The 23,679-nt window shown below is 73.5% G+C and carries 20 protein-coding genes; 3 read left to right on the top strand and 17 right to left on the bottom strand.

Annotated elements, in window-relative coordinates; all coding sequences use genetic code 11:
- Positions 1-64 precede the first annotated feature (64 nt).
- Positions 65-1,270, bottom strand: a complete 1,206-nt coding sequence (locus IEY56_RS08310) for a PP2C family protein-serine/threonine phosphatase (RefSeq protein ID WP_229711710.1) — start codon at positions 1,268-1,270, stop codon at positions 65-67.
- A gap of 185 nt (positions 1,271-1,455) precedes the next feature.
- A complete protein-coding gene (locus IEY56_RS08315; RefSeq protein WP_189036452.1) occupies positions 1,456-2,214 on the bottom strand; it encodes a phosphoglyceromutase in 759 nt (252 codons plus the stop codon).
- Positions 2,215-2,315: 101 nt separating this feature from the next.
- Between IEY56_RS08315 and IEY56_RS08320 the strand changes: the two genes are divergently transcribed.
- A complete protein-coding gene (locus tag IEY56_RS08320; protein WP_189036453.1) occupies positions 2,316-3,764 on the top strand; it encodes an MFS transporter in 1,449 nt (482 codons plus the stop codon).
- Here the strand turns inward: IEY56_RS08320 and IEY56_RS08325 are convergent.
- Together IEY56_RS08325 and IEY56_RS08330 are read right to left on the bottom strand one after the other, a co-directional pair.
- The gene (locus IEY56_RS08325) at positions 3,726-5,636 is read right to left on the bottom strand and encodes a helix-turn-helix domain-containing protein (RefSeq protein WP_189036454.1); all 1,911 of its coding nucleotides are present in this window, start codon (positions 5,634-5,636) and stop codon (positions 3,726-3,728) included. The genes IEY56_RS08320 and IEY56_RS08325 overlap by 39 nt on opposite strands.
- A gap of 145 nt (positions 5,637-5,781) precedes the next feature.
- Entirely contained in the window at positions 5,782-6,582 is an 801-nt protein-coding gene (locus IEY56_RS08330) for a 3-hydroxybutyrate dehydrogenase (RefSeq protein ID WP_189036455.1), read from the bottom strand.
- A gap of 167 nt (positions 6,583-6,749) precedes the next feature.
- On the opposite strand from IEY56_RS08330, the gene IEY56_RS08335 reads away from it, so the two are divergent.
- Positions 6,750-7,763 (top strand): extracellular catalytic domain type 1 short-chain-length polyhydroxyalkanoate depolymerase, encoded by a 1,014-nt coding sequence (locus IEY56_RS08335; protein ID WP_229711711.1) that lies wholly within the window; start codon positions 6,750-6,752, stop codon positions 7,761-7,763.
- Between the two features lie 405 nt (positions 7,764-8,168).
- Here the strand turns inward: IEY56_RS08335 and IEY56_RS08340 are convergent, their stop codons facing one another.
- Both IEY56_RS08340 and mshA read right to left on the bottom strand, forming a co-directional pair.
- The gene (locus IEY56_RS08340; protein ID WP_189036456.1) at positions 8,169-8,711 is read right to left on the bottom strand and encodes a type III secretion system chaperone family protein; all 543 of its coding nucleotides are present in this window, start codon (positions 8,709-8,711) and stop codon (positions 8,169-8,171) included.
- Positions 8,704-10,095, bottom strand: coding sequence for a D-inositol-3-phosphate glycosyltransferase (mshA, locus tag IEY56_RS08345; protein WP_189036457.1), 1,392 nt, complete (start codon positions 10,093-10,095; stop codon positions 8,704-8,706). The genes IEY56_RS08340 and mshA overlap by 8 nt, the downstream gene beginning before the upstream one ends.
- A gap of 187 nt (positions 10,096-10,282) precedes the next feature.
- Here mshA and IEY56_RS08350 point away from each other — a divergent pair, with 187 nt between their 5' ends.
- Complete coding sequence (locus IEY56_RS08350; RefSeq protein ID WP_189036458.1) at positions 10,283-11,089, top strand: class I SAM-dependent methyltransferase; 807 nt, start codon at positions 10,283-10,285, stop codon at positions 11,087-11,089.
- A 196-nt stretch (positions 11,090-11,285) separates the two neighbouring features.
- Here the strand turns inward: IEY56_RS08350 and IEY56_RS08355 are convergent, their stop codons facing one another.
- From IEY56_RS08355 to IEY56_RS08405, 11 genes are all read right to left on the bottom strand, one after another.
- On the bottom strand, positions 11,286-11,684 hold the full coding sequence (locus IEY56_RS08355; RefSeq protein WP_229711712.1) for a DUF2267 domain-containing protein: 399 nt from the start codon (positions 11,682-11,684) through the stop codon (positions 11,286-11,288).
- 171 nt (positions 11,685-11,855) lie between these two features.
- The gene (locus IEY56_RS08360; protein WP_189036553.1) at positions 11,856-12,278 is read right to left on the bottom strand and encodes an Hsp20/alpha crystallin family protein; all 423 of its coding nucleotides are present in this window, start codon (positions 12,276-12,278) and stop codon (positions 11,856-11,858) included.
- Between the two features lie 174 nt (positions 12,279-12,452).
- A complete protein-coding gene (locus tag IEY56_RS08365) occupies positions 12,453-13,805 on the bottom strand; it encodes a CHAD domain-containing protein (RefSeq protein ID WP_229711713.1) in 1,353 nt (450 codons plus the stop codon).
- Positions 13,806-13,990: 185 nt separating this feature from the next.
- A complete protein-coding gene (locus IEY56_RS08370) occupies positions 13,991-16,225 on the bottom strand; it encodes an RNA degradosome polyphosphate kinase (RefSeq protein WP_189036460.1) in 2,235 nt (744 codons plus the stop codon).
- A 228-nt stretch (positions 16,226-16,453) separates the two neighbouring features.
- Positions 16,454-17,359 (bottom strand): mycothiol synthase, encoded by a 906-nt coding sequence (gene mshD / locus IEY56_RS08375; protein ID WP_189036461.1) that lies wholly within the window; start codon positions 17,357-17,359, stop codon positions 16,454-16,456.
- Between the two features lie 114 nt (positions 17,360-17,473).
- On the bottom strand, positions 17,474-18,082 hold the full coding sequence (locus tag IEY56_RS08380; protein WP_189036462.1) for an NADPH-dependent FMN reductase: 609 nt from the start codon (positions 18,080-18,082) through the stop codon (positions 17,474-17,476).
- Between the two features lie 121 nt (positions 18,083-18,203).
- Entirely contained in the window at positions 18,204-19,679 is a 1,476-nt protein-coding gene (locus tag IEY56_RS08385) for a HAMP domain-containing sensor histidine kinase (protein WP_229711714.1), read from the bottom strand.
- Positions 19,676-20,401: a response regulator transcription factor gene (locus IEY56_RS08390; RefSeq protein WP_189036463.1), complete on the bottom strand. Its 726-nt coding sequence runs from the start codon at positions 20,399-20,401 to the stop codon at positions 19,676-19,678. The genes IEY56_RS08385 and IEY56_RS08390 overlap by 4 nt, the downstream gene beginning before the upstream one ends.
- A 152-nt stretch (positions 20,402-20,553) precedes the next feature.
- A complete protein-coding gene (locus IEY56_RS08395) occupies positions 20,554-21,552 on the bottom strand; it encodes a S1C family serine protease (protein WP_189036464.1) in 999 nt (332 codons plus the stop codon).
- A gap of 112 nt (positions 21,553-21,664) precedes the next feature.
- A complete protein-coding gene (locus IEY56_RS08400) occupies positions 21,665-22,702 on the bottom strand; it encodes a LacI family DNA-binding transcriptional regulator (protein WP_045861989.1) in 1,038 nt (345 codons plus the stop codon).
- A gap of 64 nt (positions 22,703-22,766) precedes the next feature.
- Complete coding sequence (locus IEY56_RS08405; protein ID WP_229711715.1) at positions 22,767-23,603, bottom strand: response regulator transcription factor; 837 nt, start codon at positions 23,601-23,603, stop codon at positions 22,767-22,769.
- Between the last annotated feature and the right edge of the window lie 76 nt (positions 23,604-23,679).

Here is a 23,679-nt window from a genome sequence, read left to right on the forward strand (position 1 = left end):
CGCCGCCACGGGTACGGCTGGCAGGTCTGCCGTGAAGCCCTGTCGGCGGCTCCTGCCGGCGGGCTCACCCGTCGCGGTCGCCCTGCCCCGTGCCTCCTGGCTCCGGCTCCGCCGCGAGCGCCATCAGGGCCATGTCGTCCGAGGAGGCGCCGCCGGTGTGCTCGTGGACGTCCACGAGCACTGCGTCCAGGAGGGTCTCCGGGTCGTCGAAGTCGCGGCCCGCGAGCGCCCTGTCCGGTTCGAAGAACTCACCGTCGGCGTTCCTCGCCTCCGACAACCCGTCCGTGTAGAGGAGCAGCGTGGTGCCCGGGGGGAACGCGGCCTCGTCGACACGGTCGGACGCCGCCGCGCCCAGCCCGGACATGCCGAGGGGGAGGGCGGGCCTGCTCGCTTCGATGAAGCGGACGTCGCCGCCGGCGAGCAGCAGCGGGGACGGATGGCCGCGGTTGACGGTGCGCAGCGTCCCGGGACGGCCGACGGGGATCTCCGCGAGCAGCGCCGTGGTGAAGCCCTCGTCGTAGGCGTCGCCGTGCTGGCGCTTGGCCTCCCGGTGCAGGGCGCGCTCCAGGCGGGCGGCGACCGCCTGGAGCGTCGCCTCCTGCTCCGCGGCCTCCCGGAACGCCCCGATCACGACCGCCATCGTCCCGACCGCGTCCATGCCGGCGCCCCGTACGTCGCCCACGACGAGCCGGACACCGTAGGGGGTCTCCTGCACCGCGTACAGGTCGCCGCCGATGCGGGCGTCGATCTGCGCCGCCCGGTAGCGCGCGGCGATCCGGTGGCCGCCGATTTGGGTGGGGGGCACCGGCAGCACCGCGAACTGGGCGGCCTCGGCGATGGTGCGGGCGCTGGAGACGGCGGCCCCGCTGCGGCGCAGCAGGCGGTTGATGACGATCGCGAGGAGGGCCACGACACCGGTGGAAGCGGTCTCGGAGAGGTCCATCAGCCCGGTGGACATCTCGTCGAGTACACGCATGAGCGCGACGCCCCCGACCGAGAACATCCCGATCAGCGCGGTGCCGATGGTCGTGAAGAAGGGCGCGGCCACGAGCGGGGCCGCGCAGAACAGGGCCGAGCCTGTCAGCGTGGGGGCCGTGGCGAGGTCCAGCCCGATCGCGACGAGGATCATCACCACCGGCAGCGGGGACACGACGCGGCGCACGGACGGCGTCCCGGCGAAGCGGCCTCCGTCCGTGACCCGGCTGCCCCACGTGTCCGCCTGCCGTTCCCTGCCGGGCTGGGGCTGCCGAGCGCTGGAATGCCTCTCCACGCTCTCAATGTGCGCGGAGAGTCCCGGGACGGCCAGTCGAACGGCTCCGCGCTGAGCCGGCTGCCGGACCGAGGGAGTGCGCGGCCCCGGACGCCTCCGGCGAGCCGGACGAGGCCCGCCCAGACCGCGAAAATGCCCCTGAGCCGCGCCGAGTGCGCAGCTCAGGGGCATGATCACAAACTTCGCTACTTCTTGCCCTGGTTCTTGACCGCTTCGATCGCCGCCTTCGCCGCGTCCGGGTCGAGGTAGGTGCCGCCGGGCTTCACCGGGTGGAAGTCGGCGTCCAGTTCGTAGCTGAGCGGGATGCCCGTGGGGATGTTGAGCCCCGCGATGTCCTCGTCCGAGACCCCGTCGAGGTGCTTGACGAGGGCGCGCAGGGAGTTGCCGTGCGCGGCGACGAGGACGGTACGTCCCGCCAGGAGGTCCGGGATGATGCCGTCGAACCAGTAGGGCAGCATGCGCGCGACGACGTCCTTCAGGCACTCGGTGCGCGGCCGCAGCTCGCTGGGGACGCCGGCGTAGCGCGGGTCGTCGCTCTGGGAGTACTCGGAGCCGTCGGGCAGCTCCGGCGGCGGGGTGTCGTACGAGCGGCGCCAGAGCATGAACTGCTCCTCGCCGAACTCCTCGCGCACCTGCGCCTTGTCCTTGCCCTGGAGCGCACCGTAGTGCCGCTCGTTGAGACGCCAGGAGCGGCGGACCGGGACCCACAGCCGGTCGGCGGACTCCAGCGCGAGCTGGGCGGTGCGGATGGCCCGCTTCTGCAGGGAGGTGTGGAGGACGTCGGGGAGGAGGCCGGCGTCCTTGATCAGCTCGCCGCCGCGTACCGCCTCCTTCTCGCCCTTCTCGGTGAGGTTCACGTCCACCCAGCCGGTGAACAGGTTCTTCGCGTTCCAATCGCTCTCTCCGTGGCGGAGGAGGATCAGCTTGTACGGTGCGTCGGCCATGCGGTGAACCCTACTGGGTGTGCCCGGAGGCGATATCCGGCCACCCCGCTGTGGCTGCCGAGCACATGGGGCGACAGCCGATTCGTCCCTACGGTCACGCCATGACCCCCGAGAACTCAACAGTCGCCAAGAGTTCGGCGGCCTCCGGCACGCCGTCCTCGTCCCTGAAGCGCATCGTCGCGGCCAGCCTCGTCGGCACGACGATCGAGTGGTACGACTTCTTCCTGTACGGCTCGGCAGCCGCCCTGGTCTTCAACAAGCTCTTCTTCCCCGAGTCCGACCCGCTCGTCGGCACGCTGCTCGCCTTCCTCACCTACGCCGTCGGCTTCGCGGCACGTCCGGTCGGAGCGCTCGTCTTCGGGCACTACGGCGACAAGATCGGCCGCAAGAAGCTGCTCGTGCTGAGTCTGATGATGATGGGCGGGGCGACCTTCGCGATCGGGCTGCTGCCGACGCACAGCGCGATCGGCTCGTCGGCTGCGGTGCTGCTGACGACGTTGCGCCTGATCCAGGGGTTCGCGCTGGGCGGCGAGTGGGGCGGCGCGGTGCTGCTGGTCTCCGAGCACGGGGACGCCAAGCGGCGCGGCTTCTGGGCCTCGTGGCCGCAGACGGGCGCGCCCGCCGGGCAGCTGCTGGCGACAGCGGTGCTCGCGATACTCACCGCGGTGCTGTCGGACGCGGCGTTCATGAGCTGGGGCTGGCGGGTGCCGTTCCTGCTGTCGGGTGTGCTGGTGGGCATCGGCCTGTGGATCAGGCTGGCGGTGGACGAGTCGCCGGTCTTCAAGGAGGCCCGCGCCCGCGCCGAGGCCCGCAAGGCGGAGGCCAAGAAGGTCACCGGGGAGCACCAGGTGGAGAAGATGCCACTGGTGGCGGTGTTGCGCTTCCACTGGAAGGACGTGCTGATCGCCATGGGTGCCCGTATGGCGGAGAACATCAGCTTCTACGTCATCACGGCCTTCATCCTCGTCTACGCCACCAACGAGCTGGAGCTGTCCCAGCAGACGGCGCTCAACGCGGTGCTCATCGCGTCCGCGGTGCACTTCGCCGTCATCCCGGCCTGGGGCGCGCTGTCCGACCGTCTGGGGCGCCGCCCCGTCTACCTGCTGGGTGCCGTCGGAACGGGCCTGTGGGTCTTCCCGTTCTTCGAGCTGCTGGACACCAGGAGCTTCGGGGCCATCGTGCTCGCCGTGATGGTCGGCCTCGTGCTGCACGGCGCGATGTACGCGCCGCAGGCGGCCTTCTTCTCGGAGCTGTTCGCCACGCGGCTGCGCTACTCCGGCGCGTCCATCGGCGCGCAGTTCTCGTCGGTCGCGGCGGGCGCGCCGGCACCGATGATCGCCACCGCGCTGCTCGCGGACTACGGCTCCTCGACGCCGATCTCGCTGTACGTGATCGGGGCCGCGCTGCTCACGGTCGTCGCGATCCTCTGCGCGAAGGAGACCAGGTCGCGGGACCTGACGCGGATCGGCGAGGACGACGCCGTCGGCCCTCCCGCCGGGGACGCCGTCCCCTCATCCTCCGACCGCATGCGAAAGGCGGTGCAGCCGTAGCGCGAGCTGGGTCTCCAGCGCGCGCTCCGGGGACTGCCAGTCGTCGCCCAGCAGCCTGGCCACTCTCTCCAGGCGCTGGGCGACGGTGTTGACGTGCACGTGCAGCATGTCCTTCGCACGGGCGGGGCTCATGCCGCACGCGAAGTACGCCTCCATCGTGGCGACCAGGTCGGTGCCCCGCCGCGCGTCGTAGTCCAGTACCGGGCCGAGCGTGCGGCGGACGAAGCTCCCCACGTCGCGGCTGTCGGTGAGCAGCATGCCGATGAAGCCGAAGTCCTCGGCCGCCGCGCCGTGCCCGGCCCGGCCGAGCAGCCGCAGGGCGTCCACGCAGCGACGCGCCTCGGGGTAGGCGGCCGCGACGGCGCCGGGCTGCGCGGCGGGCGCCGGGACGGGAGCGGATGCGCCGACGGTGACGGGGGCGCCGGCCGCGACGCCGAGCTGCGCGGCGACGTCCTGGGCGAGCCGTGAGGGCGTGGCGGGTGCCGCGCCTCCCTCCCGCGGGTCGTCGGCGCCCGACAGGGGGAGCAGCAGCACCGTGCCGCCTTCGCGGGCGGCGGCCAGCCCGCGCCTGGTGGCGGCCAGGTGGGACGCGGCGGCCCACAGCCGCTGCCGTCCCAGGCTCTCCTCCGCGTCCGCTCCGGCCTGCCCGTCGAGCCGGGCGCTGAGCAGTACGTGCGGGGCGTCGAGGTCGGCGTGGAGGCGGGCCGCGCGGTCGCGCAGCAGCCTGGGGTCGTGCCGGGCGGCGTCGAGGAGTTCGTCGAGCAGCTCCCCGCGTACGCGCTGTTCGGCCTCGCTGGCCGAACGGCGTGCGAGGAGCAGCAGGGACGTGACCATGGCGGCGCGTTCGAAGGTGCGCTGGTCGACGGGGTTCAGATCGGGGTGGCCCTGGAGGACCAGGGCGCCGAGGAGTTCGCCGCCCGCGGAGACCGCGGTGACCCAGTCGTCGCCGTCACGCACCGCGTACCCCACGCTGCGCGAGCGTTCCACCGCGGGCTGAGCCGACGCGGCGACCGGCTCCGCGAACTCGACGCGGCCTTCGAGGACTTCGGCGACCGCGCCGGCGACGTCCGTCACGTCGCCGCCGCGCAGGACGAGTTCGGTGAGCCTGTCGTGGACGTCGCTCGCCCGCTCGATGGTCTCGTTTGCCGTCTCCAGCTCGGCGAGCGCGTCCCTCGTCTCCCCGAGGAGGCGGGCGTTGTCGATGGCGACGGCCGCGTAGGCCGCGAACGAGCCCAGCAGGGCGATTTGTTCGCGCTCGAAGACCCGGGCCCGGCGGTCGGCGGCGTAAAGGACGCCGATCACCTCCCGCCCTCCGAGGAGGAGCGGCACGCCGAGGATGGCGACCAGTCCCTCCTCGCCGACCGCGCTGTCGATCGGGCTGGTGTGCCGGAAGCGCTCGTCCGCCGGGTAGTCGTCGGTGACGTACGGGCGGGCCGTCTGCGCGACGAGGCCGCCCAGGCCCTCGCCCATGCCGAGGCGCAGCTGCTGGAAGCGCGCGGAGACGGAGCCCTCCGTGACGCGCATGTAGGTGTCGCCGCGCTCGTGGTCGGTGAGCGTCATGTACGCGACTTCGGTACCGAGCAGCGAACGGGCGCGCTGCACGATGGCGCGCAGCACGTCGTCGAGGTCGCGCAGGCCGGCGAGGTCGTGGACGGTCTCGATGAGCGCGGTCAGCTCCGCCTCGCGCCGCCTGCGGCCCTCCAGCTCCGCGCGGATGCGCAGGGCGAGGAGCTTGCCGCTCTCGAGGTCGGCGAGCTCTTCGGGCGGCGCCCCGCTCGCCCGGGCCCGGGCGAGGGGCTCGTCGTAGGCCTCCGCGGGGGCGCGGCGGGAGAGGAGTTCCAGGTAGGCGGCGTCGGGGAGGGCTCGGGGCATGGTCACAGGCTTACCCGTGCGACGTACGTGACGCCAGGGGCGCGAGCCGGTCGTGACCGCCGGGACCGGTGGCGGGCCGGGCCGGGATTGGGCCGGCACCGGCACCGGGGCAGCGGGCGCGGGCCGTTCGGCGGTGCGGGCGTTCTCAGTGGGCGGTCCAGGCGCCGTCGAGCGGCAGCGAGGCACCGGTGATGAAGGACGCCTCGGGCGTGCAGAGGTAGGCCACGGACTCGGCGACCTCCTCGGGTTCGAGGAGCCGCTTGAGAGCGGAGTCGGCGAGCAGGATCTCCGTGACGACGCGGTCCGCCGAGATGCCGTGGGCCGCCGCCTGGTCCGCGATCTGCTGCTCGACCAGGGGCGTGCGGACGTAGGCGGGGCTGACGCAGTTCGAGGTGACGCCGTGCTCGGCACCCTCCAGAGCGGTGACCTTCGACAGGCCCTCCAGGCCGTGCTTCGCCGAGACGTAGGCCGACTTGTACGGGGAGGCGCGCAGCCCGTGCACGGAGGAGATGTTCACGACGCGGCCCCAGCCCTGCTCGTACATGTGGGGCAGCGCTCCCCGGATGAGGCGGAAGGGCGCCTCCAGCATGAGGGTGAGGATGCGGCGGAATCCGTCGGGCGGGAACTCCTCGATGGGGCGGACCAGTTGGATGCCGGCGCCGTTGACGACGATGTCGGCGCCCGCGGCCGCGCGTTCCGCCGCGTCCAGTCCCTCCGGGTCCGCGAGGTCGAGGGGGTGGGGCTGCGTGGCGGCCCCGGGCTGGGTCTCCTGCAGGGCGTCGAGCCCCGCCGCGTCCCGGTCGACGGCCCGTACCTTCGCTCCGGCGGCTGCCAGCCGCAGCGCGCACGCGCGGCCGATGCCGCTCGCGGCACCGGTCACCAGGGCGGTGCGCCCGGTGAGGTCGAGGGCGACGGAGGGCGGGCCGGGGGTGAACTGCTCGGTCATGCCGCAAAGCTAGGCGCGCTCACAGGGCGGCCCAATGTGCTCCCGCCACACTCGCGGAGCCGGACAGCTGGACGTACGACACGTTCGGCCGGGCGCTGCCGGGCCCCTACGGTCGTTGCATCCCCCACGGGACTCACCCCCACGCTTCCCCCCACGAAGGAGCGCCTATGAGAGCCACACGCCGCGGAGCCGCTCTGCTCTCCACCGTCGTCACCACGGTCGCGCTGACGTTACTGGCAGGTGCGACAGCGTCCGCCGAACCGCCGTCGTCGGAGCCGTCCGCGGACGCGGGGGCACGGGCCGCCGGTCTGGAGAAGGTGGAGGACTTCGGCTCCAACCCCGGGGGCCTCGGCATGTACCGCTACACGCCGGACGGGCTGCCCGCGGGCAGCCCCGTCGTCGTCGTGCTGCACGGCTGCACGCAGGACGCGGCCACGTACTTCGAGGGCGCGGGCTGGAAGAGCTTCGCCGACGCGGGCGGCTTCTCCGTCGTCGCGGCGCAGCAGGAGCAGGGCAACAACCTCAACAAGTGCTTCAACTGGTTCCAGTCCGGCGACGTCGCGCGGGGCCAGGGCGAAGGACAGTCGATCAAGCAGATGGTGGACAAGACCGTCGCCGACCTCGACGCCGACGCCTCGCGGGTCTTCGTCACGGGGCTCTCCGCCGGGGGCGCCATGACGTCCTCGATGCTGGCCTCCTACCCGGACGTCTTCAAGGCGGGCGCCGTCATCGCGGGCCTGCCGCACGGCTGCGCGGCGACGGTGGCCGAGGCGTTCACGTGCATGAGCCCGGGCGTCACGAAGTCCGCCGCCGCCTGGGGCGACCTCGTCAGGAAGGCGTCCCCCGACCACACGGGTGCGCGGCCGACGGTCTCCGTCTGGCACGGCACGGGCGACACCACCGTCGTACCGGCCAACGCGGACGAGTCCGTGAAGCAGTGGACGGACGTGCACGGCACCGACCAGGAGGCCGACGCCACCGAGGAGCTGGAGGGCGGCACCACGCGCTCCGACTACGAGGACGGCGGCGGGAACGTCGTCGTACGCAGCTACACCGTGCAGGGCATGGGCCACGGGACTCCCGTGAAGCCGGGCGACGGCTGCGGCAAGGCGGGCCAGCACTTCCTGGACACCATCTGCTCCAGCGGCCTCGTCGCGGCGGAGTGGGGACTGGGCGGATGATCCGGGTGTGCCGGTGATCCGGCGATGGACGGGATCGGGGCGACCTGACGGGCAGCAGGTCCGGCGGGATCCCTCCCCCGCAGGTGCGGGCAGTGCGCAGAGCCGCACGCGGCCGCTCACGCACCTGCGGGGGACCGCATCGCCCCGGCCCTCTGCTGCACCGGCCCGGCGGCGTGCTTCCCCGCAGGGCGGGTGCCCGCTCCGGTCCTGACGGCTTCCCTCACCGCGGGCCGCACCCACCGCGACGCGGCCGGTGCGACGCGGCCGGTGCGGAGCCCGGCGTCGCGGCACAGGCACAAGCGCGGGGCGGGCAGGCGGACTTGCGGGCAGGAGTGCCGGCGTGCGCTGACCCGGCCGGAGACGGAACACGACCGGGCGCCCGGTGCACTCGTGTCTGCCGGCGTCTCAGCCCGCGGAGTCGCCGCGCGCCCCGCGGTCGTCGCCGGCCCCGGTGAGACGGGCGAACGCGTCGAGGTTGCGGGTGGGTTCGCCGCGCGAGGTACGCCACTCGTACTCGCGGCGGATGGCCGTCGCGAACCCCATCTCCAGCAGGGTGTTGAACGACCCGTCGGCGTTCTCCAGCACCGCGCCCAGCAGCCTGTCGATCTCTTCGGGGGTGACGGCCGCGAGCGGCAGCCGGCCTGCCAGGTAGACATCCCCGAGCTTGTCGATCGCGTAACTCACCCCGTACATACGGGTGTTGCGCTCCAGCAGCCAGCGGTGCACCGCCGCGTGGTTCTCGTCCGGGCAGCGGACGACGAAGGCGTTGACCGACAGGGTGTGCTTGCCGACAGCCAGCGAGCAGGTGGTCGAGAGCTTGCGCGTGCCGGGGAGCGTGACGACGTACGTGCCCTCGGACGGGCTCTCCCACTCCAGCTCCGCCTCGCGCAGCGCCTGTTCGACGGCCTCCCTCGCGGTGCGGCTCCCGGCACCCTTCGCGTCAGACATGGGCAGATCGTAGGCGACGGCGCTGATCGTGCAGAGCGGCGGCGTAGACCTCGAGGGTGCCGGACGCGGCGGCGTCCCAGCCGAAGCCCGCGGCGTGACGTGCCGCCGCCTCTCCCATGCTGCGGGCCAGCCCGCCCTCCCCAGGGGACGTGCCGCCGTCCCCGTCCGCGTCCGCCACGAAGCGGCGCAGCGCCTTCGCGTACTCCCCCGGGTCGTGCCCGTCGACGAGGAACCCGCTCACGCCGTCCCGGACGGCCACCGGCAGCCCGCCCACCGACGCGGCCACGACCGGCGTCCCGCACGCCTGGGCCTCGATCGCCACCAGCCCGAACGACTCGCTGTACGACGGCATGACGAGCACGCTCGCCGCGCGGTACCAGTCGGCCAGCTCCTCCTGCCCGACCGGCGGGCGGAAGCGCACCACGTCCGAGATGCCGAGCTTCGCCGCCAGCTTGTGCAGCCGCTCCGGCCTGGCGAGGCCGCTGCCGCTGGGGCCGCCCACGACGGGGACCACCAGGCGTCCGCGCAGAGCCGGATCCTCGCCGACGAGGACGGCGACCGCGCGCAGGAGGACGTCGGGCGCCTTGAGCGGCTGGATCCGGCCCGCGAAGAGCGGGATCAGCGCGTCCTGCGGCAGGCCGAGCCGGGCGCGTGCCGCGGCCCGTCCGTCGGCGGGCCGGAAGCACTCCAGGTTCACGCCGGGGTGGACGACGGCGGTACGGGCCGGGTCGGCCTCGTAGTGGCGGACCAGTTCGGCCGCCTCCTCGGCGGTGTTCGCGATGAGGCGGTCCGCCGCCCGCACGATCTGCGTCTCGCCGATCACGCGCGCGGGCGGTTCGGGGGTGTCGCCCTTCGCGAGCGCGGCGTTCTTCACCTTGGCCATGGTGTGCATCGCGTTCACCAGCGGCACGCCCCACCGCTGCGCGGCGAGCCAGCCGACGTGGCCCGACAGCCAGTAGTGGGAGTGGACGAGGTCGTAGTAGCCGGGCCGGTGCCCGGCCCACGCCTGCATCACGCCGTGCGTGAACGCGCAGAGCTGCGCGGGCAGTTCCTCCTTCGCCAGGCCCTCGTACGGCCCGGCGTCGATATGGCGGACGAGTACGCCCGGCGCCAGCTCCACGGTGGGGGGCAGAGCGGCCGCCGTGGCGCGCGTGAAGATCTCCACCTGAGTGCCGTGGGCGGCGAGCTGCTTGGCGAGTTCGACGATGTAGACGTTCATTCCGCCCGCGTCGCCCGTGCCGGGCTGGTGCAGGGGCGAGGTGTGGACGCTGAGCATGGCCACCCTGCGGGGGCGGCGGAACGGTCCGTGGAACCGGAGCCGCGGCCGTTGCTGCTGCGGCAGCCAGGTGCGCCGCTGGCCCAGCCGGGCTATGTACTGGCTCACGGGCGATTGCCTCCTCGTACGGCCGGCGGTCGTCCCACCACCGGGGCCCCGGGATGCGGAACACCGGGAGACCCGGTTCTCATTCCTGGTTTGCCGAATCGTGACGAGACCCGCCCTTCCGGCTCCTTCCCCGGCGGACGTACCGCCCCAGGAGCCCGCTCCTCCCTCGTGCCCTTAGGCTCATGCGATGGCCGCCCGTCCCCCAGACCGTCCCGTCGGGACGGTGACGCGCGGCACCACCAACCCCAACAGGCTGCGCCGCATGGACCGCTGGCTCGCCGCGGTCCACGGCCCCGCGCTGCGCGGCTCGCCGCGTCCGCCGCTGGCCGTCGACCTCGGTTACGGCGCAGCGCCCTGGACCGCCGTCGAACTGCTGGCACGGTTGCGGACCGTGCATGCCGCGACCCGCGTGGTGGGTGTCGAGATCGCTCCCGAGCGGGTCGCCGCCGCCCGGCCCTACGAGCGGGAGGGGCTGCGGTTCGTACGCGGCGGCTTCGAGGTGCCCCTCCCCGGCGGGGAACGCCCGGCGGTGATCCGCGCCGCCAACGTGCTCCGCCAGTACGGCGAAGAGGAGGTCCCCGCCGTGTGGGAGCGGCTCCGCTCGCGCCTCGCCCCCGGAGGGCTGCTGGTCGACGGCACGTGCGACGAGATCGGACGGCGGCACGTGTGGATCGCCCTCGGACCGGAGGGACCGCGATCGGTGACGTTCGCCGCCCGGCTCAGCGCGCTGAACGAACCGTCCGACCTGGCCGAGCGGCTGCCGAAGGCGCTGATCCACCGGAACGTGCCGGGCGAGCCGGTTCACTCGTTCCTGCGGGACTTCGACCGCGCCTGGGCCACGGCCGCGCCGTACGGCGCCCTGAGCGCCAGGCAGCGCTGGATCCGGACGGCGCGGGCACTGTCCGTGGACTGGCCCGTCGCCCGCACGCCGCATCGCTGGCGGCAGGGGGAGCTGACGGTCGGCTGGGAGGCGGTCGCGCCACGCGGCAGCTGACCCGGCGGCGGACGGTCGGCGGCGGACGGTAGGGGCCCACCGGTGGACGGCTGGCATGAAATGGACGGATCGCGACTCCCGGGGGCAGGCAGCCGTCGGCCCGCCGGACAGATCCCGAGCTGTCCGGCGGGCCGACGAGCCGGCCGGCGTCACCGGCGCGATGGCTGACTACTCCGCGTCACGGGGCAGGCCGTCGTCAGGCGGCTGTCATCAGCTCGCCGCGGCCGAAGAGCAGTGCGTAACCCTGCGGAAGGGCCGCGAGTATGCGGTCCGTCAGCTCGTCGCCGCACGCCTCAGCGACGACGCACAGCACCGAACTGACGTCCCACCGGGCAGTGGCCGGCGTCGAATTCTCGATACGCCCGGAGACGGACTCCACGAACTGGGAGCCGGTCAGCTTCCTCGTCGCCGGCATCTGGTACGTCAGCGCCTCCGCCGCCGGCGCGGGCAGGCACCGCGCCAGTTCCGCCCGTACGTCGGGCGCGAGGTGGCCGCCCAGTTCGGAGAGCACGATCCTGACCTTGCGCCGCGCCTCGGCGTCGTCTTCGTAACGCCCGTGCTCGCCGACCCTGCTTACGAGTTCGCTCCACCGCATACCTGTGTGTTCCTCCCATTTCGGCAACCCGGACATAGGCAGCCCCGGGCCGAGTGGCCCGGGGACCGTCAAGGAAACGCTCTGGTGACGGACTTCACGTGCGGCTGGCGGCGCGTCGCCGGACGTCGCGTCGCCCGCCGCGTGTGCCTCACCTCAGTGGCACAACCCCGCTCACCTGGTGATCTCGGCGGCCTTCTCGCCGCCGCTGATCTGGATCTTGCGGGGCTTCGCCTGCTCCGCGACCGGGATGCGGAGCGTCAGGACGCCGGCTTCGTAGGCGGCGTCGACGCGGTCGGCGTCGAGCGTGTCGCCGAGGAAGAGCTGGCGGCTGAACTTGCCCGACGGCCGCTCCGCCGCGATCAGCTCGGCGTCCTCGGGGGCCGGCGAACGGCGCTCCGCGTGGACGGTGAGCACGTTCCGCTCCACGTCCAGGTCGATGCTCTCGGGCGCGACGCCCGGCAGGTCGAAGTGGATCACGAAGTCGTCACCGGCCCGGTATGCCTCCATCGGCATACCCGCCGGACGGTGCTGCGTTCCGAAGACCTGCTGGGTGAGGCGGTCGAACTCCCGGAACGGATCGGTACGCATGAGCATCACGGGTCACTCCCTCCGTAGCTGCTTCTTCCGAACGATGCCCTGTGCTTTCTTATATACCTCAACCCGAGGAAAGTTGACAACCACACACTCAACTCATGTGAAGTCGCAGCTCACAGGTGCTACGGAACGAGATGACCCGGCGGTCGGACCGGACACGGCGCACAGGGACCGCTACGGAGCGGGACGACCGTGACCGCCGCGCCACAGTCCCGCGAAGGCCAGACGGGCCGCCCCGGCCGCCTGGCGCTGGTCCGCGTGCAGGACTCCGAGCGCGTACGCCGTCGACGGGGCGATACGCGGCGTGCGCGCCGCGGCGGCCGCCGCCTCCGCGGCCTCGACGGCCTCACGGTGCTCCTCCAGCACGGAACCGGGCCGCGACCGCTCCACGGCCGGTCCCCGCACCTCGGCCGTTTCACGGCCCGCGCGCCCCTCGGTGCCGTCGGGGGCGGCCCCGCCGGACGGGTCACGCGTCCGCCCGGCCCCGTCCGGACCGGGCGGGCACTCCAGGAGCACCTCCTCCGCGTACCGGTGCAGCCGCAGCAGGACGCGCACCTCGTGCCACGCCGCGTCCCCCCGCAGCCGTGACGTCCTGGCGGTGACGGGACGGGGCCCCTCCTCCACCGCGTACGGCGACTGCGGCCCAGGCACCGGAAGCGGCAGCTCCCCCACGGCCCGGACGAGGCGCGCGTACGCCTCGTCCGCCGCCGGGACGAGCGCCGCACCCGCGGTGGCCCGCACCGTTCCGTGCGCGAGTGGCACCTCGGAGGCCAGGACGGCGACCGCGTCGACGACGGCGTGGAAGCGGTTCGAGCCGAGCGCCTGGAGAGCCGCCGAGTGGGCGCGTGCCCTGGCGAGGGTGAGCTGCCGCTCCAGCAGCGCGGACGCCCGGGCCGCCCCCGCCTGCAGGGGCGAACCGGAGCCCGGCGGCTGCCCGCTGCCGCGGCGTCCGTCGCCTGCCCCTCCGCGCCCGTCGTCGTAGACCATGTCCACGCCGTAGTCCTCGACCTTGACCTCGCCGTCGCCGTCGCCGTCGCCGTCGCCGTCGCCGTCGCCGCTGAGCCTGTGCAGCGCCGACAGCAGCCGGTCGAGCCGGGCCGCGTGACCGTACTCGCGCGACAACGTGGCCGGCAGCCAGCGCAGTTCGCCGCAGAGCCGGTCCGCCCAGGCCGCGTCGAGCAGCGGGCGGTACGTGCGGAGAGTGCCGCCGAGGCGGCGCGACGCCTGGCCGAGCCTGCGCACCGCTTCGGCCGCGGGACCCGCCGTCTCGGCGCTTCCGGCGCTCTCCCGGTGCAGCCGCAGACTCCGCAGGAACTCCGAGGCCCACGCCTGAAGGTAGCGGCTCAGCACCTCGCCCGCGTCGGCCCCGGCCGGCCACTCCGGACGGGGCGGCGTGATGCCGTGGGTCTCCCCGTGCGGGGGCGGGGGAGCCTCTTCGTACGCGGCCGAGGTGGCACCGGCGGTGCCGGGCCGGCAGGGCGTCCGGTGCGGGGCAGGCGTCCGGTCCCGGGCGGGCATCTGTGGCATCGGCGGCTCACTTGTCGCAGGCATCGGCGGTCTGGCGGTCGGCGGCGGGCCGGCGGCGCGGTACGGGCCGCGCCGCGGCCCCGGTCGTCAGGTCCTCCTCCGCCGCGTGCTCCGCGGCGGGGCGCCTCCGCAGGTCCGCGCCGCCGCCCGTACCGGACGGCCGTAAGCCCGGCAGCGGCGGCGCGTCACCCGGCGGGGCCACGGCGGCGTCTCCGGCTCTCGATCAGCGACTCCTGGACGTTGCGCAGCGGCTCGCCGTCCGGCCCGTACGCGTGCCGCGTCCACTCACCGTCCGGGCCGAGGTGCCACGACGCGACGTCGTCCGCCGTACCCGTCTCCAGCAGCCGGCACAGCGTGGCGCGGTGTGCCGGGTCGGGGACGCACACCAGGGCCTCGATGCGCCGGTCGAGGTTGCGGTGCATCATGTCGGCGCTGCCGAGCCACACCTCCGCGTCACCTCCGTTCGCGAACGCGAAGACGCGGGAGTGTTCGAGGAACCTGCCGAGGACGCTCCGGACCCTGATGTTCTCGCTCAGCCCCGGGACGCCCGGACGCAGCGCGCAGATCCCCCGCACCCACAGGTCGACCGTGACGCCCGCCCGCGAGGCGCGGTACAGGGCGTCGACGACGGCCTCGTCGACTATCGAGTTGACCTTGAAGCGGACGTGGGCGGGGCGTCCCGCCCTGTGGTGGCCGATCTCCCTGTGGATGCGCGAGACGAGACCGTCCCGCAGCGAGCTGGGCGCGACGAGCAGCCGCCGCCAGCTGTCGCGGCGCGAGTAGCCGGAGAGCCGGTTGAACAGGTCGGAGAGGTCCGCGCCCACCTGCGGGTCGGCGGTCAGCAGGCCGAGGTCCTCGTACGTGCGCGCCGTCTTGGGGTGGTAGTTGCCGGTTCCCACGTGGGCGTAGCGCCGCAGCGTGTCGCCCTCCTGCCGCACGACGAGCGAGAACTTGCCGTGCGTCTTGAGCCCGACGAGGCCGTGCACGACGTGGCAGCCGGCCTCCTCCAGCTTGCGCGCCCACTTGATGTTGGCCTGCTCGTCGAAGCGCGCCTTGATCTCGACCAGCACCAGGACCTGCTTGCCCGACTCGGCCGCGTCTATGAGGGCGTCGACGATCGGCGAGTCGCCCGAGGTGCGGTACAGCGTCTGCTTGATCGCGAGGACGTCCGGGTCGGACGCGGCCTGCTCCAGGAACGCCTGCACGGAGGTGGAGAAGGAGTCGTAGGGGTGGTGGAGCAGGACGTCCCGCTCGCGCAGCGCGGCGAAGACGTCGGGCGGCTGGGCGGACTCCACCTGGGCGAGATCGCGGTGCGTGCCGGCCACGAACTTCGGGTACTTCAGGTCCGGCCTGTCCATCGCGGCGACGACCTCGGACAGTCCCGTCAGGTCCAGCGGCCCCGGCAGCCGGTAGACCTCCGACTCGGAGACGTTCAGCTCGCGAACCAGCAGCTCCAGCACGTAGCCGTCGATCGACTCCTCGACCTCCAGGCGCACGGGCGGCCCGAAACGGCGGCGCAGCAGCTCCTTCTCCAGCGCCTGGAGGAGGTTCTCCACGTCGTCCTCCTCCACCTCCAGGTCCTCGTTGCGCGTGACGCGGAACATGTGGTGCGCCAGCACCTCCATGCCGGGGAAGAGCTCCTCGAGGTGCGCGGCGATGACGTCCTCCAGGGGCACCCAGCGGTGCGGGGACGCCTCCAGGAAGCGCGACAGCAGCGGGGGGACCTTCACACGTGCGAAGTGCTGGTGCCGGGTGACCGGGTTGCGCACGACGACGGCGAGGTTGAGCGAGAGCCCCGAGATGTACGGGAAGGGGTGCGCCGGGTCGACCGCGAGCGGCGTCAGCACGGGGTAGATCTGCTGGCGGAAGAGCGTGCAGAGCCGGCCCTGCTCGTCCTCGGTGAGCTGGTGCCAGCGGATGAGGTGCAGCCCTTCCGCGGCCATGGCCGGGGCGATGTCCTGCTGGTGGCAGCGGGCGTGGCGGGCCATGAGCTCCCGCGAGCGCGTCCAGATCTCCTCCAGGACCTCGCGCGGCTGGAGTCCGGAGGCGGAGCGGGTGGCGACGCCGGTCGCCAGGCGCCGCTTCAGTCCCGCGACGCGGACCATGAAGAACTCGTCGAGGTTGCCCGCGAAGATCGCCAGGAAGTTCGCCCGTTCCAGCAGCGGCGGCTCGTGGTCCTCCGCCAGCTCCAGGACGCGCTCGTTGAAGGCGAGCCAGCTGCGCTCACGTTCGAGGAAGCGGTCCGCGGGCAGGTCGTCCGGCGGGTCGCCGCCGGGGGCGTCGGGCGGGAGGACGTCCGGGTCGGCGTCGAGGTCCGGGTCCAGGGCGGGGACGGGGCCGTCCACGTCCGCGGCGGCCGGACGTACGGCCGGCGAGGGGTGGGGAACGGGGGACGCGGCACGTGACACGGGCTCGCTCATGACCCCATTGTTCCCCGTGCCGGCGGGCCCGGCAGGGGTGGCGAGGTCAGGTGCGGGGTGCTGCATCCCGCGATGCTCGCAAGCGCGCCTGAAGCGACGGTTACGCGCACATGGCGTCCAGGCGAGCGCCGCACCACCGGGACGCGGCGTGCCCGCAGATCCGTGTCCCCGTCCCCGCCGTCCGCGCCCCGTCGCGATGGGCGGACCCCGGCCGGTGGGGCCCCCGGCTCAGCTCTCCGTGCGGTACATCAGGTCCGTCTCGTACGTGGTGAACCCGAGCCGCTCGTAGACGCTGACGGCGGCCAGGTTGTCCGCGTCGACGTAGAGCATCGCGGTGGGCAGCCCGCGGTCCCGTTCGAGGTGCCGGAGGCCGATCGCCGTGAGCGTCTTGCCGAGACCGCTGCCCTGCGCGCCGGGAGCGACGCCCAGCACGTAGATCTCACCGAGCTGCCGCGCGCTGTGCACCTTCGTCCAGTGGAAGCCGACGAGTTCGCCGTCCTGCTCGGCGAGGAAGAAGCCCGCCGGGTCGAACCAGGGCTCGGCCTTGCGGTCGTCGAGGTCGCGCTGGGTGAGGCTGCCCTGCTCGGGGTGGTGCGCGAAGGAGGCGGCGTTCAGCGCCAGCCATGCCTCGTCGTCCTCGCCGGGCCGGAACGTCCGCACCGTCACCCCTTCGGGCAGGACGGGCTCTGCCAGGGCGGGAGTCGAGGCGCCGGTCAACGGACGCCGCATCTGGCGCAGTTCACGGAAGAGCGTGAGCCCCAGGGCCTGCGCCAGATGCCGTGCCGCGGGGTGCCCGCCGTGCGCCCACACGCGCAGCCGCTTGCCCGACTCCCGCAGCAGTGCCTGGCCGAGCCGCCTCCCGTGGCCGCGTCCGCGGAAGGCGGGATGGACGGCCAGCTCGCCCGTGGGCGGCTCGACGGGGTCGGTGTCCTCCAGCTGCGCGTACCCCACGAGCAGGCCGTCCTCGCGCAGCAGCAGATGCCGCACACCCGGCCGCGGCCCGCCCCGCAGCTGCAGCCACCCCTGCTCGGACAGGGGCGCCTGCCCGTCGTTCCGTGCCGCCTCGTCGAGCAGCGACTGCGTCTCCCGTACGACTTCGGCTGACGCCTCGTCCACAACCACCACGTCGCTCATGGCACACGACCTTACGAGACCGGCGCGGCGCTCCACCCCTCGGCCACCGTGGTGCGGCGGCCGTGGCCCGGAGGACGGCGGACCGGACGGGCCGGCGGGGCTTGGGCCGCAGGGTTACGCGACCGCGCCGTACGGGGTGCGCGTACGTGCCTCCCGCAGCGCGCGGCCCCACCACTCGAGCTGCCGCAGCATGCCCTTCGCCGCCGCGCTGCTCCCCTCCAGGTCGTGCGGCCGCCCGTCCTCGGCGAAGCGCTCCCAGGCCGTGTGGAAGCTGAGGGTCTCGCGGACGGTCACGGCGTGCAGCTCGGGGAAGACCTGGCGGAGCTGCTCGACGGCGCGCTGGCCGCCCGCCATGCCGCCGTAGGAGACGAAACCGACCGGCTTCGCGTGCCATTCGCCGTGGAACCAGTCGATGACGTTCTTCAGCGCGGCGGGGAAGCTGTGGTTGTACTCGGGGGTGACGATCACGAACGCGTCGGCGGCGGCGAGCCGGGCCGCGAGGCCGCCTCGCACGCGCTCCACCTCGGGCGGCAGCTCTGCTCCGGACCCGGGCATGGCGAGAGGGAGCCCGTGTCCCGTCTCGGCCAGGTCGACGAGGTCGACGTCGTAGCCGCCGTGCTTCTCCGCCTCATCGGCGAACCAGCCGGAGACGGTCGGCCCGAACCGGTTCGCGCGGACGCTGGCGACGATGACCGCGAGCCGCAGCGGCGTGGTGTTCTCCATGGGAATCTCCTCTGTCGCACTGGAAGCGCGGCGGGGCACGTCCTGCGTGCCCCGCCCGCGCACTGCGCCAAGGATCGAACTTGAAGTTGAGTTGAAGTCAAACTACGAGTCCCGCGTAACGCTACGGGTGCTGCGTGCCGTCGCCCTGCGGGGGCGTCTCCTCGGGCTCCCGCGGGGGCGGCTCCGGCGTCCCCGGCAGGCTCATCACCGCCTCCGTCCCACCGTCCGCGCCCTCGGCGGCCCGGAGGACGACCTCGCCGCCGGACTGCTCGACGGTACGGGCGACGATGGACAGGCCGAGCCCCGAGCCGGGCAGCGCCCGCGCCGACGGCGAACGCCAGAACCGGTCGAAGACGTAAGGAAGTTCGTCCTCGCTGACGCCCGGACCCCGGTCGCGCACGCGCAGCGTGCCGCCGTCCAGGCCCACGTCGACGGTGCCCTCCTCGGGGCTGAACTTGCCCGCGTTGTCCAGGAGGTTGACCACGGCCCGCTCCAGCGCCGCCGGCTCCCCCTGCACGTACCACGGCTCCACGCGTCCCGTCGTGATCGTGATGCCCTTGCTGCGCAGCCGCAGCCGTACCCGCCCCACCGCGCGGTAGGTGATCTCGTGCAGTGCGACCGGCTCCGTCCGGCTGCCGCCGGGGGCCGCCTCCCGGGAAAGCTCCTGCAAGTCGCCCACGAGGGAGGCCAGTTCGCTCAGCTGCGCCCGCACCGACTCCAGGAGCGCACGGCGGTCCTCCGGGGGGAGCGAGCGTCCCGTCTCGTCGCTGCGTACGAGCAGTTCGATGTTGGTGCGCAGCGAGGTGAGCGGCGTGCGCAGCTCGTGTCCGGCGTCGGCGATCAGCTGCTGCTGGAGCTCGCGGGACGACGCGAGCGCCTCCGTCATGGAGTTGAACGACCGCGACAGCCTGGCGATCTCGTCGTCGCCCTCGGCCTGGATGCGCACCCCGAGGTCCTCCGTGCGCGCGATGTGCTCGACGGCTCCGGTGAGGCGGTCCACCGGCCGGAGCCCCGCGCGCGCGAGTGCGACGCCGGCGCCGGCGGCGGCCAGTACGCCCGTCCCGCCCACCGCCGCGAGGATCAGCGCGAGGTTCCGCAGCGACCTGTCCGTCTCCGTGAGCGGCCGGGCCACGGAGACGGCCACGTCGGTGCCCTCCACCTGGCTGGTCAGCACGCGGTAGTCCGTGCCGGAGCCGTCCAGGCTGCGCGACGTGTGCACCGCCTCCGCGCGCTCGTGCTCGGCGACGTCGACGTCGGCGGGCGAGACCTCCACCTTGCTGCCGACGATGACGCAGCTCTTGCCGTCCTGGTCCACGACCTGGACGGTCGCCCCGAACGGGTTCGGGGCCCGCTCGTCGGCGGGCGAGCACTGCCCGGTCCTGACCTGCCCGACGATGAAGCTCGGGTCGACCCTGCTGTTGTTGCGCAGCGACTCGTCCAGCGAGCCGATCAGCTGGCCCCGCACGAGGAACCAGCACGCCGTCGCACAGGCCGCCACCGCCAGGGCCACCGTGACGGCGGCCAGCAGCGCGAGCCGCGAACGCAGTTGCGGCCGGGAGAACCTGGGCCGCAGGGCGGCGGCGCCGGGCAGCCTCACGCCCCGTCGTCCTTGAGGACGTAGCCGACGCCGCGCACGGTGTGCACCAGCCGCGGCTCGCCCCCGGCCTCCGTCTTGCGGCGCAGGTACATCACGTACACGTCCAGGGAGTTCGAGGACGGCTCGAAGTCGAAGCCCCAGACCGCCTTGAGGATCTGCTCGCGGGTGAGCACCTGGCGGGGGTGCGAGAGGAACATCTCCAGCAGCGTGTACTCGGTGCGGGTCAGCTCCACCTGCCGTCCGCCGCGTGTCACGTCCCGCGTCCCCAGGTCCATGCTGAGGTCGGCGAACGCGAGGGAGCCTGAGCCGGCGACGCCCTCACCGCCGGGCGCGCTCCCGTGCTCCTGGGCGTAGGAGTTGCGCCTCAGCAGCGCCCGTATCCGGGCGAGCAGCTCGTCCAGCTCGAACGGCTTGACCAGGTAGTCGTCGGCTCCGGCGTCGAGGCCCGTCACCCGGTCTCCGACGGTGTCGCGGGCCGTCAGCATCAGCACCGGGACGCGGCGGCCGGAGGCGCGCAGCCGCCGGGCGACCGTCAGCCCGTCCATGCGCGGCATCAGTACGTCGAGGAGGATCAGGTCCGGTTCGTACGATGCGGCCTTCTCCAGGGCGTCCACGCCGTCGACGGCCAGCGCCGTCTCGTACCCCTCGAAGGTGAGGCTGCGGCGCAGCGCGTCGCGCACGGCGGGCTCGTCGTCGACGATCAGCACCTTCCAAGCCGTCATGGGGTCAAGCTTCCCATCGGAGGGCGCCTCCGCGGACGCGGCCGCCACGGGGGACCCCCAGGGTTCCGCGCCGGGACCGACGGCGGGTCCTGCCGGTCCCATAGGGGCGTGGAGGGCGAAGCCGTACGGGGTGCGCGTTCCGTCGTGCACGGTCAGCCCACCCCCGCGCCCGAGCGCAGGTCGCCGAGCACCTCAGCCACGGCGTCGACGGGCACGGCGAAGCCCAGCCCCACGCTGCCGCGGCCCTTCTCCGCAGCGCCGGCGGCCGGCCCCGAACCCCGCGAACCGCCTGATCCGCCCGGACCGGAGGCGTACGTCGCGGAGTTGAACCCGACGACGCGGCCGTCGAGGGTGGCGAGCGGTCCCCCGGAGTTGCCGGGGTTCAGGGGGGCGTCCGTCTGGATGGCCTCGTAGGTGGCGCCGTCCCCGCCCGGCCCGCCGTCTCCGAGACCGCCGAGACCGAAGGGCCACTCGCCGCCGTCTCCGCCGCCGCGCTCGCCGCCCGCGCTCCCCACCGTCACCTCGCGGTCCTTCGCGGAGACGACGCCGCTCGTGACGGTGGACGACAGCCCGGCCGGAGAACCGAGCGCGACGACCTGGTCTCCCACACCGACCTGGTCGGAGTCGCCCAGCTCCGCCGGGTCGAGCCCGCTCACGCCGCGCGCGTCGATCAGCGCCATGTCGCGGTCGGCGGCCCGCCCGACGACGTCGGCGGTCGCGGTGCCGCCGTCGTGGAAAGTGACCCGGACGCGGTCCGCGCCGGCGACCACGTGGTTGTTCGTCAGGATCTCGCCGCCGCCGGAGACGACCACTCCCGATCCGGTGCTCCGCCCGCCGCCCGAGGACGCCTCGATCTCCACGACGCTCGGAGCGACCCTCTCCGCCGCCGAGGAGACGGTTCCCGCGTCCTCCGCGGAGGAACGGCTGCCGCCCGCGAACGCGCCGGCGGCCGTGCCGCTCGTGTCCTCGCCGAGCAGGTGCCGCACGCCGGCCGCGGCACCGCCGCCGAGGGCCGCGGCCCCCACGGCCAGCACGGCCACCGCCGCCACCGGCATCCGCAGCACGCCGGGCCCGCGCGGACCGCCCGGGCGGAGGGGAGCAGGCGCCGGGTCGTGCCCCGGGCGGGCGGGGGAGCCCTGATGTCCGGTCATGGGCACACCGTCCCCCGGCTCCATGAGAGGAAGCTGAGACGCGTCTGAGAAGGCTCAGAGAACCACGGCAAACCGCACCGGCCCGCCCGCATCACCGGGGATGCGGCCCCCGTCAGCGCCGGGGAGGCGAGCCGCAGCCGCACGAGCGGCGGACGACGAGCCCCGCCGGGAACTGCCGCACGCGCTGGCCCCTGGAGCCGGTCACCCGCAGCGAATCGTCCAGCACGAGGTCGACGGCGGCCTTCGCCATGCCTTCGCGGTCGGAGCCCACCGTGGTGAGCGGCGGGTCCGTCAGGCCCGCTTCCTTCACGTCGTCGAATCCTGCGACCGCCAGGTCCTGCGGCACGTCCATGCCCAGCTCGCGGGCCGCCCTCATGACGCCGAACGCCTGGTCGTCGGTGGAGCAGAAGACCGCCGTCGGCCTGTCCGGGGACTGCAGCAGCTCCAGGGCCAGCTTGTAGGTGTCGTACCGGTTGTAGGGGGCCTGGAACAGGCGCCCTTCGACGGAGCGCCCGGCCTCCTTCATCGCGCGGGTCCAGCCCTCGACGTGGTCGGTGACGGGGTCGCCGGACTCCGGCGTGGAGTCGATGCCGCCGAGGCAGGCCACGTACTCGTGCCCGTGCTCCAGCAGGTGCCGGGTGGCCAGCTGGGCGCCGCCCACGTCGTCGAGGACGACCGCGACGTCGTCGATGGCCTCCGGACGGCGGTGCAGCAGCACGACGCGTGCGTCCCAGGCGTCTATCTCCACGGCGGCGTGCTCGCTGGGGCCCTGGCTGATGAGGATGAGACCGGAGACCCGCATGCCGAGGAACGCCCGCAGGTAGTGGACCTCGCGCTCGTCCAGGTAGTCGGAGTTGCCGACGAGCACCATCTTCCCGCGCTCCGCGGCGGCCTGCTCGACGGCGTGGGCCAGCTCCGCGAAGAAGGGCTGCCGGGCGTCCGGGACGATGAGGCCTATCAGGTCCGTCCGGCGCGAGGCCATGGCCTGCGCGACCCGGTCGGGCCGGTACCCCAGCTCCTTGATCGCCGCCAGCACGCGCTCACGCGTAGCCGGTGCTACGGGCCGCGGCCCGTTGTTGATCACATAGCTGACGACCGCGGTCGACGTACCCGCCAGCCTTGCCACATCGTCCCGCGTCACCCTGGCCACCCGGGCAGTCTACGCGGGAAGCATCGGCCGTTTGAGGGGCCTCACGGGTTGGGCGTGCGGCCGCTCACGGGCGGGCCGTACGACCGCTCCGCACGTCCCCCTCGACGGGCCCGTAGCCGGCGTCCCGCGGGTCGGGACCGTCGACGGCCTCGCGGGCGACCCGGGTCGCCGCGTCGGTGACGGCGCGGGCCGCGGCGGCCGCCTCGCGCTCCTCCGCGGACTTCTCGCCCTTGTCCTGCGAGACGAAGCGGTAACCGACGTTGCGCACCGTCCCGATCAGCGACTCGTGCTCCGGGCCGAGCTTGGCCCGCAGCCGCCGCACGTGCACGTCCACCGTGCGGGTGCCGCCGAAGTAGTCGTAGCCCCAGACCTCCTGGAGGAGCTGGGCGCGGGTGAAGACGCGGCCGGGGTGCTGGGCCAGGTACTTCAGCAGCTCGAACTCCTTGAAGGTCAGGTCCAGGACCCGCCCCTTCAGCTTCGCGCTGTACGTGGCCTCGTCGACGGACAGGTCGCCGTTGCGGATCTCGGTGGGTGCGTCCTCCGACCCCGCCTGCTGCCTGCCCGTCGCGAGCCGCAGCCGCGCCTCGACCTCGGCGGGCCCCGCCGTGTCCAGCAGCACGTCGTCGACGCCCCAGTCCGCGGTGACGGCGGCGAGTCCGCCCTCGGTGACGATCAGGACCAGCGGGCAGCCGGGCCCGGTGGAGTGCAGCAGCCGGCACAGGGAGCGCACCTGCGGCAGGTCCCGCCGTCCGTCGACGAGGATCACGTCCGCACCGGGGGTGTCCACGAGGGCGGTGGCCTCGGCGGGTGCCACACGCACGTTGTGCAGCAGCAGGCCAAGTGCGGGCAGGACTTCGGTGCTGGGCTGGAGGGCGTTCGTCAGCAGGAGTAGCGAACTCACGTGAGGTCCTTCCTCGGTCCCTGGGGGACTTCGGTACGGCACGGGACTGCTTCGTACGTATGCGCTCCTGAAAGCA

The organism is Streptomyces daqingensis (genome assembly GCF_014645895.1).
Classification (GTDB): Bacteria; Actinomycetota; Actinomycetes; order Streptomycetales; family Streptomycetaceae; genus Streptomyces; species Streptomyces daqingensis.

Excerpts from the sequence above, each read along its gene's own strand:
- IEY56_RS08380 (WP_189036462.1), bottom strand. The coding sequence starts at position 18,082 with ATGGAGAACACCACGCCGCTGCGGCTCGCGGTCATCGTCGCCAGCGTC.
- IEY56_RS08355 (WP_229711712.1), bottom strand. The coding sequence starts at position 11,684 with ATGCGGTGGAGCGAACTCGTAAGCAGGGTCGGCGAGCACGGGCGTTAC.
- IEY56_RS08395 (WP_189036464.1), bottom strand. The coding sequence starts at position 21,552 with ATGACCGGACATCAGGGCTCCCCCGCCCGCCCGGGGCACGACCCGGCG.
- IEY56_RS08315 (WP_189036452.1), bottom strand. The coding sequence starts at position 2,214 with ATGGCCGACGCACCGTACAAGCTGATCCTCCTCCGCCACGGAGAGAGC.
- IEY56_RS08365 (WP_229711713.1), bottom strand. The coding sequence starts at position 13,805 with ATGCCACAGATGCCCGCCCGGGACCGGACGCCTGCCCCGCACCGGACG.
- IEY56_RS08360 (WP_189036553.1), bottom strand. The coding sequence starts at position 12,278 with ATGCTCATGCGTACCGATCCGTTCCGGGAGTTCGACCGCCTCACCCAG.
- IEY56_RS08325 (WP_189036454.1), bottom strand. The coding sequence starts at position 5,636 with ATGCCCCGAGCCCTCCCCGACGCCGCCTACCTGGAACTCCTCTCCCGC.
- mshD (WP_189036461.1), bottom strand. The coding sequence starts at position 17,359 with ATGAGCGACGTGGTGGTTGTGGACGAGGCGTCAGCCGAAGTCGTACGG.
- IEY56_RS08335 (WP_229711711.1), top strand. The coding sequence starts at position 6,750 with ATGAGAGCCACACGCCGCGGAGCCGCTCTGCTCTCCACCGTCGTCACC.
- IEY56_RS08320 (WP_189036453.1), top strand. The coding sequence starts at position 2,316 with ATGACCCCCGAGAACTCAACAGTCGCCAAGAGTTCGGCGGCCTCCGGC.
- IEY56_RS08350 (WP_189036458.1), top strand. The coding sequence starts at position 10,283 with ATGGCCGCCCGTCCCCCAGACCGTCCCGTCGGGACGGTGACGCGCGGC.
- IEY56_RS08370 (WP_189036460.1), bottom strand. The coding sequence starts at position 16,225 with ATGAGCGAGCCCGTGTCACGTGCCGCGTCCCCCGTTCCCCACCCCTCG.
- IEY56_RS08330 (WP_189036455.1), bottom strand. The coding sequence starts at position 6,582 with ATGACCGAGCAGTTCACCCCCGGCCCGCCCTCCGTCGCCCTCGACCTC.
- IEY56_RS08390 (WP_189036463.1), bottom strand. The coding sequence starts at position 20,401 with ATGACGGCTTGGAAGGTGCTGATCGTCGACGACGAGCCCGCCGTGCGC.
- IEY56_RS08340 (WP_189036456.1), bottom strand. The coding sequence starts at position 8,711 with ATGTCTGACGCGAAGGGTGCCGGGAGCCGCACCGCGAGGGAGGCCGTC.